Source organism: Jiangella mangrovi, assembly GCF_014204975.1.
Lineage (GTDB): Bacteria > Actinomycetota > Actinomycetes > Jiangellales > Jiangellaceae > Jiangella > Jiangella mangrovi.
Genome location: NZ_JACHMM010000001.1, coordinates 6,948,957 through 6,962,203, shown reverse-complemented (window position 1 = coordinate 6,962,203; position 13,247 = coordinate 6,948,957). Strand labels below are relative to the sequence as shown.

9 protein-coding genes are annotated in these 13,247 nt (G+C 73.1%); 3 read left to right on the top strand and 6 right to left on the bottom strand.

Features of this window, described 5'->3' with window-relative positions; genetic code table 11:
* The first annotated feature begins 123 nt into the window (after positions 1-123).
* Both HD601_RS32150 and HD601_RS32145 read left to right on the top strand, forming a co-directional pair.
* Entirely contained in the window at positions 124-1,182 is a 1,059-nt protein-coding gene (locus tag HD601_RS32150) for a sigma-70 family RNA polymerase sigma factor (protein ID WP_246402432.1), read from the top strand.
* Between the two features lie 14 nt (positions 1,183-1,196).
* A complete protein-coding gene (locus HD601_RS32145) occupies positions 1,197-1,673 on the top strand; it encodes a hypothetical protein (RefSeq protein WP_184829006.1) in 477 nt (158 codons plus the stop codon).
* A 154-nt stretch (positions 1,674-1,827) separates the two neighbouring features.
* Here HD601_RS32145 and HD601_RS32140 read toward each other — a convergent pair whose 3' ends face one another.
* Together HD601_RS32140 and HD601_RS32135 are read right to left on the bottom strand one after the other, a co-directional pair.
* Positions 1,828-5,211, bottom strand: a complete 3,384-nt coding sequence (locus HD601_RS32140) for a S8 family peptidase (protein WP_184829004.1) — start codon at positions 5,209-5,211, stop codon at positions 1,828-1,830.
* Positions 5,212-5,324: 113 nt separating this feature from the next.
* Complete coding sequence (locus HD601_RS32135; RefSeq protein WP_184829002.1) at positions 5,325-5,780, bottom strand: SRPBCC family protein; 456 nt, start codon at positions 5,778-5,780, stop codon at positions 5,325-5,327.
* 29 nt (positions 5,781-5,809) lie between these two features.
* Between HD601_RS32135 and HD601_RS32130 the strand changes: the two genes are divergently transcribed.
* Positions 5,810-6,388, top strand: a complete 579-nt coding sequence (locus HD601_RS32130; RefSeq protein ID WP_184829000.1) for a TetR/AcrR family transcriptional regulator — start codon at positions 5,810-5,812, stop codon at positions 6,386-6,388.
* Here HD601_RS32130 and HD601_RS32125 read toward each other — a convergent pair.
* The 4 genes from HD601_RS32125 to HD601_RS32110 form a co-directional block, all read right to left on the bottom strand.
* Positions 6,345-6,806, bottom strand: coding sequence for a hypothetical protein (locus HD601_RS32125; RefSeq protein WP_184828998.1), 462 nt, complete (start codon positions 6,804-6,806; stop codon positions 6,345-6,347). The genes HD601_RS32130 and HD601_RS32125 overlap by 44 nt on opposite strands.
* A gap of 78 nt (positions 6,807-6,884) precedes the next feature.
* Positions 6,885-7,604 carry a sortase domain-containing protein gene (locus HD601_RS36165; RefSeq protein WP_184828996.1) on the bottom strand — a complete coding sequence of 240 codons (720 nt, stop codon included), beginning with the start codon at positions 7,602-7,604 and terminating at the stop codon, positions 6,885-6,887.
* Entirely contained in the window at positions 7,577-8,248 is a 672-nt protein-coding gene (locus tag HD601_RS32115; RefSeq protein ID WP_184828994.1) for a hypothetical protein, read from the bottom strand. The genes HD601_RS36165 and HD601_RS32115 overlap by 28 nt, the downstream gene beginning before the upstream one ends.
* Positions 8,249-8,501: 253 nt before the next feature.
* Entirely contained in the window at positions 8,502-13,175 is a 4,674-nt protein-coding gene (locus tag HD601_RS32110; RefSeq protein WP_184828992.1) for an outer membrane protein assembly factor BamB family protein, read from the bottom strand.
* Between the last annotated feature and the right edge of the window lie 72 nt (positions 13,176-13,247).

Here is a 13,247-nt window from a genome sequence, read left to right as displayed (position 1 = left end):
GGGATCGTCACTCCCCGTTGATCATTCGTCTCGGCGAAAGGGTAGCTGCGGGCCGTGTCGGCAGGGCACACTTGGTGGACCGAGGTGGTGCCGGTGGTCCGATCGAGGGCGGAGGGTCGCGCACTGCCGTCCCAGCGTGGGCGGCCGGACGGCGATCTTCCTGAGACCAGCAGACCGGGCGATGCTGCGCCCGCAGCCGTCGTCGACGACGACGAGCCACCCGTCCCGCCGCTGCGGCGGACCTCGTACGACGACGGTGGCGGCACCGACCTCACCCGCCGCTACCTCCGCGAGATCGGCCGCATCCCGCTGCTCAGCGCCACCGACGAGGTCCGGCTCGCGCGGGCCGTCGAGGCCGGGCTGCTGGCCGAGGACCGGCTCACGTCCGGCCCAGGCCCCGGTCCCGGGCCTGCGCCTGGGCCCGACCACGAGGCCCTGGTCGAGCTCGTGCGGCTCGGCCGGCAGGCCAAGGGCGCCCTCATCGAGGCCAACCTGCGCCTCGTCGTCTCGATCGCCCGCCGCTACACCCGGCGCGGACTGCCGCTGCTCGACCTCATCCAGGAGGGCAACGTCGGCCTCATTCGCGCCGTAGAACGGTTCGACCACGCACGCGGCTTCAAGTTCTCCACGTACGCCACCTGGTGGATCCGCCAGGCCATCAGCCGGGCGCTGGCCGAGCAGGGCCGCACCATCCGCCTCCCCGTCCACGTCGTCGACGAGCTCAACCGGGTGCTGCGGGTGCTGCGGGCCATGTCGCAGTCACAGGCTCGCGACCCGTCCGTCGAGGAGCTGGCCGCCGCCACCTCGCTGACCGCCGACCGCGTCGTCGAGCTGCTCTCGTACGCCGAGGAGCCGGTCAGCCTGCAGCTCCCGGTCGGCGAGTCGGCCGAGAACGTGTTCGGCGACTTCGTCGAGGACACCGACGAGCTGAGCCCCGAGGAGCTGGTCGCCCAGCTCCTCCTGCGCGACCAGGTCGAGCAGGTCCTCGACGGTCTCAGCGAGCGCGAGAAGATGGTGGTGCGGCTCCGCTACGGCCTGCACGACGGCCGCACCCGCACCCTCGAAGAGGTCGGCCGCGAGTTCGGTGTCACCCGCGAGCGGGTCCGGCAGATCGAGCACCGCACCCTCACCAAGCTGCGGCGCAACGAGTGGGCCAGCGAGCTGCGCGACTACCTCGGCTGACTAGGCTTGGGGGCGTGAAGCTGCGGCGGCGTGGACCCGGTCAGATCGACGGCCTCGAGAAGGGCGAGCGCGTGCTCGCCGCGGCCGCCGGCCCCGACGGCGAGGTCGTCGCGACGACGCACCGGTTGCGGCTGCGCGACACTGCGGTCGAGTGGAGCCGCGTCGAGACCGCCTCCTGGGACGGCGACGCCGAACTGCTCGTCGTCACCGAGGTCCCCGACGCGCGCGGGCGTCGTGCGCGGCACCGGGTGGCGCTCGAGTCCCCGCAACGCCTCGTCGACGTCGTGCGCGAACAGGTCACCCAGAGCGTCATCATCAGCCGCCACATCGCCGTCGACGGCCGCCGCGGTGTCCGGGTGACGGGCCGCCGCACCGCGGCCGACGAGATCGTCTGGACCGCCGCCGTCGACTCCGGCCTCGACCTGCGCGACCCCGAGACCAAGGCCCGCGTCGACGCCGCCGTCGCCCTGGTCCGCAACGAGGTCGAGTAGCCGCTTCGCCGGGCGGCTCGTTCCCCGCCCCGCACCACGCCTACGCCCAAGTTGATCTTGGAGTTTCGGGGCAATTGCGGGCCGGCGAATTGTCCGATAGATAACCCGAAAACTCCGAGATCAACTTGGGGGCCGGGTCGCGCCGGGGAGCCGGTCAGTCGAGGGCGTAGGCGCGGATCGTCGTCTGCTTCAGCGTCGCGCCGTCGGCGTCGGTCACCTCCGCTCGCAGGGAGACCCAACCGCTGGTCCGGGTGGCCGCCGGGTGCACGAGGATCGCCGTGTAGTGGTCGCCGCGGCGGGGAAGGAGCGGCACCCGCTTCCAGGTGGCGCCGTCGTCGTAGGAGACGGAGACGCGGACGTCCTCGATCGGGGCCGCGGGGAGGTCGCGCACGTGCCGGGCGTGCAGCTCCACCGTGAACCTCGAGCCTCCGGGCGCCACGTTCTGCGCGTCCGTCGGCACCGTCCAGTTGACGTCCAGCAGCGGGATGCCGGCCGGCGGCCACTCGCCCGCCGGAGAGTGAGCGGAGCGAAACGTCCAGTCCGACTCGCTGTACGCGGAGCTGGTCCACGTCGGGCCGGTGCGCGCGACGCTGTGCACGAGCCGGTACGTCGCCGGCTCCGGTGACAGGCCGCTCACGGTCAGGCTGCCGCGCGGCTCGTCGGCGAGCAGGACGCCGTCGGCGTAGAGGCGGCTGCGGACCGACGCCAGCCCGTCCTCGTTGAGGTACGAGTCGCCCCAGTGGTCGGCCTCGCCGTCCTGGTAGTCGCGCAGCAGCACGTTGAGCTCGTCGCCGCTGCGGTAGGCATCGGTGATGGAGAAGACCGAGTCGGTGCCGGCCGAGTACGGCGCGCCCCACCAGCGGGTGTCGTGCCGGCTCCCGGGCGCGTACGTGCGGTGGTTGTCGAACATGACGGGGACCTCGAGGCCGCCGTCGTGCGGCAGCGTCACCATCGACTGCCAGGCGGTCCCGTTGGCGGAGACCCAGTCGGTGCGCGGCCCGGCCGCATGGACCATGTTCACGCCCTTGACCCGGCTGGTCGCCAGCGCCGAGAAGCCCTCGCGGACCTCGTACGACGCACGCCCCTCGGAGCCGACGCCGACGAACGTCGTGTCGATGCGCGCCAGGTCGCCGGAGTCCACCGTGAACGTCCCGGACGCCGGCAGTCGGTCCTGGGTCGGCAGCAGCAGGTCGTACAGGTAGGGCGTCCGCTCGACCGGCGTGCCCGGGGCGGTCAGCCGCCCGCCGGCCACGAACTCGAACCGGCCCTCGGTCACCGGCTCGCTGGAAGCGATCGCCAGCTTCGGCACGCCGTTGTCGTAGTGCGCCCAGCCGTCCATGCTCGCGCCGCTCTCGTACCAGCGGGTCCAGCCCAGCTGCACCTGCGCGGGCGTCGACGGGCGCGGCGTGTCGAACACGAGCGGGTCGCCGTCGCGGGCGTCGAACGTGAGCGTGGTGTCCGCGGTCAGCGACAGCTCGGGATCGCCGCCGAGCGTCTCCTCGACCACCCGGTAGCCGTCCTCGTACACCGTCGACGCACCGATGACCATGTAGTCGTCGGCGGGCAGCCGCACCTGCTCGGGCCCGGTCCCGTCGAGCGAGACGCCGTAGTAGTAGAAGCCCATCGCCTCGCTCCACAGCATCGCCCAGCCGGCCGAGCGCTCGCCGTCGCGGCCGGTGGCGTCGAGGGTGAGCGTGTAGTGCTCGCTCTCCTCGCCGTACGACCACGGGGTGCGGACGGTGTCGCCGTCGCCCATCGTGGCGAGGAGCAGGCCGCCGAGGTCGCCGGGTCCGACCAGCTCGGGATCGACGGTGACGACGGCGGATGCGGTGCCGCCAGGCGGGACGGTGAGCGCTTCCGGCTCGACGGTGACCGCTGCGGCGCCGCCGTCGACGGCGAGGTCGAGCGTCGCCGCCGCACTGCCCTCGTTGCGGTAGGTGACGGTGCGCACGATCGGCGCCGCGCCCTCGTTCGGCCAGGATAGGAACCCGAACGCCAGCGTGCTCGGCTCGGCGGTGACGGTGGCCTCCAGCGCGGCCGCGACGTCGAGCCGCCCGGCGCCGCGGTCGAACACCGTCCCGCCCGGCAGCGGATGGGCGTGGCCGACGAGCGCCGCCTTCAGCCGGGCGGGCGTCCAGTCCGGGTGCCGCTGGGCCACGATGGCGGCCGCGCCGGCGACGTGCGGCGTGGCCATCGAGGTCCCCGTGACCGAGGTGTAGTGCTCGTCGACGGGGGCGCCCAGTGAGGTGCCGGCCGCCCGCGCCGCGACGATGTCGGTGCCCGGCGCGGCCAGCTCCGGCTTCACGGCGTGGTCGCCGAGGCGTGGGCCGCGGCTCGAGCCCTCGTTCACGACGTCGTCGAGCGTCGTGTTGCCGACGGTGAGCGCGGCGTCGGCGGCTCCCGGGGTGTCGACGGTGCCGGCCGACGGCCCCGAGTTGCCGGCGGCGACGACGAACAGCGCGCCGGTCTCGGCGGTGAGGTCGTTCACGGCCTGGCTGAGCGGGTCGCTGCCGTCGCTCGGACCGCCGCCGAGGCTCATGTTCACGATGTCGGCACCGCTGCGCGCGGCCCACTGCATGCCGGCCAGCAGCCACGACTCCTGGCCCTGGCCGGAGTCGTCGAGCACCTTGCCGACCAGCAGCCGGGCGCCAGGCGCGACGCCGCGGCGGGTGCCGTCCGAGGCCGCGCCGCTGCCCGCGACGGTGGCCGCCACGTGGGTGCCGTGCCCGTGCCCGTCGACCGCCGAGCCCGTCTCGTCGAAGCTCCGCGCCTCGGCGACCAGTCCGGCGAGGTCGGGGTGTGCGGGGTCGTACCCGGTGTCGAGCACCGCGACGGTGACGCCGTCGCCGTCGTACCCCTGGGCCCACGCCTCGGGCGCGCGCACCAGTGGGACGCTGCGGTCCAGCCGCGCCCGCACGGGACCGTCGAGCCAGATCTTCCCGCCCGCGGCCAGCGTGGCGGGGCCATCGATGGCCGCCTGCCAGAACGCCGCGGCCTCGTCCTTGCCGACGGTCAGGGCCGTGACGCCGGCGCTGTCGAAGACCTGGACGCCGCTGACGCCGGCGGTCGCCCGGGCGGTCGCCGCGGTGGCCGCGGTGGCCGAGGTGGCCGTGTTCGAGCCGCCGACCAGCAGCGGGATGCCGTCACGATCGGCGTCGGTGTACCCGTCGGCGACCAGGTCCGTGACGTTGAACAGCCGGCCGTCCAGCCGGTCGGCGTGCAGCAGCGGCAGCGCCTCGCGGGGAACGACGTGCAGGTCGCTGTCGTCGGTGAAGGTCAGCACGTTCCCGTCCGCGCCCTCGGGGACACTCAGTACCGTCGCGGACTGCTGGCCGTCCGGCGCCCGGCCGACCCGGATCACGTGGCCGGTGAGCAGCGTGAGGTCGGCGGTCGTGGTGCGGGCGACGGGCGCGCTCGCGAGTACCGGCGGGGCGACGGGCGCGGGGGAGGCGGCCGGCGTCGCCGCGGCCGGCGACAGCGCCAGCACCCCGGGCAGTGCGACGGCGAGGAGTGCGGCGGTGGGCGGGCGGCGGCGCATCACGGACTCCCGGGGGTGCTCGCGGTGTCGGGTGGTCCGGATCAGTGTCGGGCCCGCCCCCGCGCGCGGTCACCGTCCGGGAGGTGGCGAGAACCGGACGTGACGGGAATACGTCACGGCCGAGGGTGCGCCTCCGCCTGTGCGGTGGCGTGGGCGGCCAGGCCGTCTACGCACTGCCGGATGAAGGACGTGAGGGAGCGGCGGTAGACCCCGCCGAGGCCGGGAACCTTGGCGCGGAACGACGAGTGCCAGCGCACCGTCGTGCCGCCGGGGCCCTCGGTGAGGTCGATGTCGGCGCGGTAGTCCTTGGTGGCGAGGCCCGACACCAGCGTGTAGCTGAACCGCCGGTCCGGGACCACCTCGGCGATCCGCTCGCGGCTGGTGACCCGGCCGGTGCGGAACACTCGGACCGCTCCGACCGACTCGCCGCCGTCGGGGCCGGGCGACTCGAGCTCGAAGGAGCCGATGGGGGACCACGTGGGCCAGCTGGCACCGTCGCGCAGCAGGGCGTGGACGAGGGCGGCCGGAGCCGTCGTGGTAGCGGAGACGTCAATGCGTTGGACACCCATGTACCAAATGGTACAGCTAGGATCGGAGCATGGCGGAGGCGGGTGGCGGCAAGGAGCGGCTGCTGCGGGCGGCGGTCGACTACGTGGCGGCGAACGGGGTCGGCGAGCGGAGCCTGCGCGAGATCGCGGCGGCGCTCGGCACCAGCCACCGCATGCTGATCTACCACTTCGGCTCGAAGGAGGGGCTGTTCGTCGAGGTCGTCCGCACCATGGAGGACCGGCAGCGCGACCTTCTGGCCGAGCTGACGGCGGTCGAGGGCGACCCCATCGAGGCGGCGCGCCGGTTCTGGGCCCGGCTCGCCGACCCCGAGCTGTGGCCGCACGAGCGGCTCTTCTTCGAGCTCTACGGCCGCGCACTGCAGGGTGACCCGGCCGCGCTGCCGCTGCTCGACGGCATCGTCGACACCTGGGTGACGGCGCTCGCTCAGCCGCTGGAGCAGCTCGGGTTCGCGCCCGAGGCCGCCCGGTCGCAGGCGCGGCTGGGCCTGGCCGTCGCCCGCGGGCTGCTGCTCGACCTGCTCGCCACCGGCGACCGCGCCGGCGTGGACGCCGCGATGGAGCGGTTCACCCAGATGTACGCGGCGACGCTGCCCCGGGGCCGACGGTGACGGCTGCCGGATCCGCACGGCCGACGGCGATCTCGGCCGGCCCGGGCTCGGCATCGGCCGGGATGGTGACGTCGACCTCGATCGAGGCGTCTGTGCCGGTGTCGACGACGGCCAGCTCGACGTCCGTGCCGCCCTGGGTGAACCGCACCACTTGTGCGGTGAGCGGCGTGGGCTCGGGGTCGGAGTAGACGACGGGACCGTCCTCGGCGCTCGCGCCGTGGTCGCGACAGCTGGACCAGAGACCCTCGGCAGTGACCTCGACGGTCTGGCCGGGTGCGACCGTGGGCTCGTCGACCGTGGTGAACGGTGCGGCGCAGGCGGCCTCGCCGTCGCTGGTGGACGGCCCGGTGGCGCTGGCGCCGCAGCCGGTGGCCGCAGCCGTCGAAGCGAGCAGGACGACCAGTGCGCGCACCCGCATGGTGGCCTCCCCCGAGTGGATTGTCCCAATCCTAGAGCGGCCGAGCGCCGGGCGCGACGGTGCGCGCCCGGCGATCGGTCAGGCCGGCTCGGCGAAGACCACCACGTTGTCGCGGTAGCGGCCGAGCCCGCGGTCGTACTCGCCCCCGCAGGTGATCAGGCGCAGCAGCGGACGATCGTCGGGTCCGCCGTACACCGCCTCCGTCGGGAACTCGTCCTGCGAGTACTGACCGACGTCGACCACCCGGAACGCCGACGTGCCGCCGTCGGCCAGGGTCACGACGATCTCGTCGCCCGGCGCGACCTCGCCGAGCCGGTAGAACACGTCCGGCCCGTCGCGGCTGTCGAGATGACCGGCGATCACCGCGGCGCCGAGCTCGCCCGGCTCCGGGCCCTCCTGCCACCAGCCGGCGTCACCGTACGGCGGCGGGACGAGCACGTTCTGCGCGTCGACGGCGATCGGCACGATGTTCGTGTCGATGCCGACGGCCGGGACGGCGACGGCGACCGGGTCGGCCAGTTCGGGCGCCGCGGCCTGCGTGAGCGTCGGGGTCGGGGTGGGCGTGGGGGTCGGGGTGGGTGCCGGGGTCGTCGGCTCGCTCGACGGCGACACCTCGGCCGCCGGTGTGGTCGAGCCGGCGGAGGGCTGGTCCGCGCCGCCGCACCCGGCCGTCAGCAGGCACGTCGCCGTCAGGACGGCGAGGGCCGTGGTGACCGCCGGCCGCCCGAGCCGGCGGTCACCACGGGTGCGGAGAACGGGAGCCGTCCCGTTCAGCTCTCGGTCCGGAAGCGACGCCACACCAGACCGGCGCCGCCGATCGTGGCGAGGCCGACCAGCGCGCCCGGCGCCAGCCAGCCGAGGTCGTTGCCGGACGTGCTGCCGGAGCCGGTGTCGACGCCGCCGCTGGGCGCCTGGCCGCCGTCGTCGTCGCCACCGTCATCGTCACCGCCGTCGTCGTCGCTGGTGCTGACGCCGGTGTTCACGCCGCCGCTCGGGGCCTGGCCGTCGTCACCGTCGTCGTCGCCACCGTTGCCGTCGTCGTCACCGCCGCCGCCACCGGCGCCACCGCCACCGCCGGCACCACCCGAGCCGCCGTTGCCGTCGTCGTCTCCGTGACCGTCGTCGTCACCGGACCCGCCGGCGCCGTTGCCGTCATCGTCGCCACCGTCGTCGTCACCGCCGGAGCCGCCGTCGTCGTCGCCGGCACCGTCGTCACCGTGACCGTCGTCGCCGTCGTCGTCGCCCGAGCCACCGTCGTCGCCCGAGCCGTCGTCGTCACCGTCGTCGTCGCCACCCCCGTCGTCGTCTCCGCCGTCGTCGTCGGTCTGGACGACCACGGAGTCGACCGCCGCCGTCGCGGGCGCCGCGAGCGCGACCCCGGCGCCGGTCAGGCCGGCGGCCGCGGTGAGGGCCGCGGCGAGGCTGATCTTGCTGGAACGCATGGCTGAACTCCCTCGTGTCGGGTGGACCTGCGAGCCGGTCCCGTCCGACCGGGCTCAGCATCAATCTGTCCTGGCCAGCGGCCGAATTCCAGCGCAGGAGCCCTTGTTGAGAGCGTTCTCATCGAGACCTCATCGGAGGGCTGGGACCCTCTCATCAAAGGGGCGAATCGGACCCGGAACGAGGCCGTCCCCGCCACCCGGCCGGAGCCGGATGACGGGGACGGATGATGCGCGCTAGCGGGTCGTCAGAGGGTCACTCCGCGGCCAGCTGGTCGAGCACGGCGAACGGGTTGGCGGCGCCGCCGTTGGCGATCGCGACCACCCGCCGGTCGAGCGTGTAGCTCTGCCCGGCCGGGATCTCGACCTGGAACCGGCTCATGACCCAGTTCCCGTTGCCGTAGGCCGAGAACTCGTCGTCGCCCTCGTAGATGACCCCGTACGTCTGCGGGTCGTTGCCGGCGGCACCGATCCACCGCCCGGCCGGAGCGTACTCGGCGGGGCTCTCGTACGGCGTCGTGATGACCCCGTGGCCGGGGACGCCGATGCGCTGGCCGGCGCCGTCCCAGTCCATGGCGTCGCCGACCCAGACGTTCAGGTCCGACGTCCCGTTGTTGGTGAACACCGTCGACGCCTGCACCCACTCCTGGCCGGGGCGGATCGTGTACGTGGTCGAGATGTTCACGCCCGGGTGCTCCGAGGACGTGCCGGTGGTGCGCACGACCGCCGAGTCGCCCGTCGCCTGGACGATCTCGACGTTCGAGCTCCGGACGGTCGTCTTCTGCCAGGCCTCGGTGCCGGTCGGCTCGTCGTTGACGATGTACGGCAGGTTCAGCCAGTCCAGCTGGTCGGCCCGGCCGCGGACGGCGAGGTCGATCGGCTTGCCGACGGTGGAGTTCGGCAGCTGGCCGTCGTTGTACACCTTCGAGATGGTGATGGCGAGCTTGCTGTTCTCCATGACGATGTCCTGCAGCCCGCCTTCGACGGTGCCGCCGGAGATCTGCCGCCCGGTGCTGGCGAGGACGCTCACCGGCTGGAGCGCGATGTTCGCCGTCGCCGTGCCGCCGTCGGTCACCGTCGCCGGGACGGACGCCGTCGCGTAGCCCAGCGTCGCCACCCGCAGCGTGTACGTGCCGGGGTCCAGCGCCATCAGGTAGCTGCCGTTGGCGGCGGTCCGGGCCGAGCCGACGACGGTGCCACCGGCGTTCAGCGCCTCGACCAGCACGCCCGCGGCCGGGGCGGTGGTGTCGGCCTGGGTCACCGTGCCGCCCACGCGGGACTTGTCGGCCACCTCGTCGTCGAGCAGGTCGAGCTGGTCGGCCCACGCGGCGATGTTCGAGGAGAAGTGCCCGGCACCCGGGTAGTCGGTGATGTGGTACCAGCTGATCTCCTTGGTGTCCCCGGCGCCGACGCTCGCGTCGAACCAGGTGCCGGTGACGTAGCCGAAGCCGCTGATCGCGTACGGTTCGTCCTCGAGCCAGGCCAGGCCGTGCGCCGGGACCTGCCGCACCGTGGTGGAGCCGACGTAGGCGAAGTTGTCGGTCCAGCCGGAGGTGCGGTAGCCGGGGTCGTTCCCGGCGATGCCCGGGACGTACGCGACGTCCTGGGCGCTGTCCGGGTCGAGCAGGTACTGGAAGTACCCGGTGAAGTCCGACGCCCCGGTGTTCTCGACCTCGAGCGTGATCTTGACGACCGGCGCGTCGCCGAGGGCGCGGTAGCGCAGCGTCGTCTTGAGGTTGCTGTCGATCCTCGCCGACCCGGACGCGACGACGGCGTCACCGTCGGTGCCGATGTCGGTGATGTTCAGCCAGTCGTTCGGACGGTTCCAATCCGGGGTGCCCGGGCCGCCGGCCGTCCGCGACAGCATGAGCTCGCTCCAGTCCAGCGTCTCCTGAGCGGTGCCGTCGAGCAGGAAGATGTCGCCGAGGCTGCCCTTGGCGAGCGTGCCGGGCTGGTTGTTGGCGGAGGCCTGCGAGGAGATCGTGGCCTGGATCCGCTTGTTCATCGTGAAGTGGTACGGCTGGCCGGCGACCGCGTCGGTACGCGGGCTGCCCGAGCCGTAGTCCGGCGGGACGGTGGACATGCCCGCCGTCGGCCCGGTCACCTCGGCGAGCTCGAGGTTCGCGGTCTGGGTGCCGGTGGCGCCGACGGTGATCGGCGTGGTCGAGCCGGCGGTGGGCAGGAAGGCCCGCTTGGCGGTCGACAGCGTGTACGACCCCGGCGCCAGGCCCATGACGTAGTGGCCCTGCGAGTCGGTGGTCGTCGACAGCGAGGTGCTGCCGTTGGTGGCGACGACCCGGGCGTCGGCGATCGGCGCGCCGGTCCCGGCGTCGGTCACCGTGCCGTTGACGCGGGCCCAGCGCGCGGCCGCCTCGCCGCCCGGGGTGAAGGCGTAGAGGTTGCCGTCCCAGGCGCCGGCGACGACGGTGTTGCCGCTGACCGCCGGGCCGGAGCCGACCCAGGTGCCGATCTCGTACTGCCAGAGCGGCTGCCCCGTCACGCTGTCCAGCGCGTAGAAGAAGCCGTTGTTGGCGCCGACGAAGACCGTCTCGCCGCTGACCACCGGCGAGGAGAGCACACCGCCGGTGTAGGTGCCGCCGCCCGGCAGCAGCCGATCCCACAGCACCGCGCCGGTACGGGCGTTGAGCGCCGTCACCGCGCCGCTCGGGAAGCCCATGTAGACGACCTCGCCGTCGATGGCCGGAGCCGACGGGGTGGCGCCGCTGGACACCCGCGAGGCGTGCGGGCTGCGGTAGCTCCACAGGGTCGCGCCGGTCTCGGCGTCGCGGGCGATGATGCCGTTGTTCGCGCCGATGAAGACCCGGCCGTCGGCCGCGGACGGGACACCGTCCTGCCAGCCGCCGAGGGTCGCCGCCGACGTCCACTGCTGGGCGCCGGTCTCGGCGTCGTAGGCGAGGACGACGTCGGCGTCCTGGCTGCCGACGAAGACCTTCCCGTCGACGATCGCCGGCGTGCCGTCGCTCATCGTGGAGCCGGCCATCGCGGACGCCCAGATCTCGCTGCCGTCCTCGGGGTCGAGCGCGACGAGCAGGCCGCGGTTCGCGGCGCCGTAGCGGGTCTGGTAGGCCCAGTAGACCTTGCCGTCGGCCACGGCGGGGGAGTAGTAGCCGTAGGCGCGCTGGTTGAAGTCGCCCTGGCCCGGCTCGGTGTCGCGCTGCCAGACCAGCTCGCCGGTGGCGCGGTCGACGGCGAACAGCTGCGCGCGCAGCGTGCCGACGAAGACCTTGTCGCCGAGGACGGCCGGGGTGCCGACGACCGACGACGGGACCTCGTACTCCCACAGCTTCTCGCCCGTGGCCAGGTCGACGGCGTGCAGCGCGGCGTTGCCGTCACCGTTCTCGTCGCGGGTGCCGGCGTAGATGACGCCGTCGACGATGGTGGGCGAGCCGGTGAGGAACGTGCCCGGCGTGCGGTAGCTCCACGCCAGCTCTAGGCCCGCGTCGACCACGTCGGAGGCCACGCCGGAGTGCCCGGAGTCGCCGTGGTGCTGGTTCCAGTCGGCGCCGGCGACCGGGGCCACCAGCGGCTCGGTCGTCATGGTGAACTGCGCCGACTCGGTCCAGGTCTCGCCGGCCTCGCTCAGCGCCTCGACCTGGATGGTGTGCGCACCGGGTGCCGGGGCGCGGCCGATGAACTCCGAGTGCCAGGTCAGCTCGCCCGACGGCTTCAGCGGGCGCCAGGCGCCGTTGTCGATGCGGTACCGGACGCGGGTCACCTCGTCGGCGGTGTCGTAGGCGTTCACCTGGATGTCCGGGAAGCCGGTGCGGTTGCCGTCGGCGCCGACCTCGCTGCCCGGGGCCGGGCTGGTGATCGTGATCGCCTTGTCGACGCCGTACATGCGGAACGGGTTCTCGAACTGGTCGCCGCGCATGTGGATGAAGCGGAAGCCGCGCGGCGCGTTGTCGATCGTGTACGAGCTCGACACCGTCTGGATGTGCTTGGCCGACGACGCGAAGTCGCTGTTCGGCTCGACGTCGTTGGAGTGCTCGTGGCCGACGAGCATCAGCTCGGCGTCGTACTGCTCGAAAAGGTCGCCGTACTGGTCGTAGGTCGACGGCGAGCCGAACGGCACGTTCATCGGCTGGTGCGCCAGGACGACGAGCTCCTTGTCGCCGACGTTGGCCTCGAGGTCGCGGCGGATCCAGCTCAGCTGCTCGTCGAACGGCGCCTGGCCGTTGTTCTCGAGCACCAGGAAGTGCCGGTTGCCGTAGTCGAAGGAGTACCACTCCGGGCCGACGTGACGGCGGTAGTTGTCGATGCGCGCGGCGTACGTGGTGCCGCCGCCGGAGAAGTACTCGTGGTTGCCCACCGCGGGCCAGACCGGGATCTCGGAGCCGGCCGTCGCGTTCTTGTACGTGGTGAACTCGGCGTCGGTGGCGTTGTTCGTGAGGTCACCGCTGACGGCGATGAACGGGATGTCGTTCGAGGTGGAGTTGATCTCGTGGATCTGCTCCGGCAGCTGCGGGTTGACGTGCGGGTCGGCGATGTTGGCGAACGAGAACGCCGAGCCCTCGCTGCCGGGCTTGCGGGTCAGCGCGAAGTTCGCCGACCGCGTCTCGCCGGCCGCGACCTGGCCGAAGCTCTGGTAGAACTTCGGCGTCATGAACTGGTCGGTCCCCACCACGTAGCCGGCCGGCTGGGTGATGAACACCATGTCCGTCAGACGGCGGTCGACGTCCATCTCCAGCTCGTAGCGGCCCTCGGCGTCGGTCTCGAGCAGCGCCACGCCGTCGGACACGGTGACGCCGGCGACGCCGGGCTCGCCGGCGTCCTGGGTGCCGTTGCCGTTCTTGTCCTCGAACACGACGCCGCTGACCTGTGCGGCGTTCGCGGCGATCGTCTCGGCGACCACGGTCGCGACCGGGCCGACGACCGCGACGCCCACGAGCAGGGCGACGGTCGCGGCCACCGGGCGGCGATAACGGCCGAGCGCCTCCGGGGAAAGGCGTTCGCTGAGCGTTCTCACTTCGTCTCCATTCGA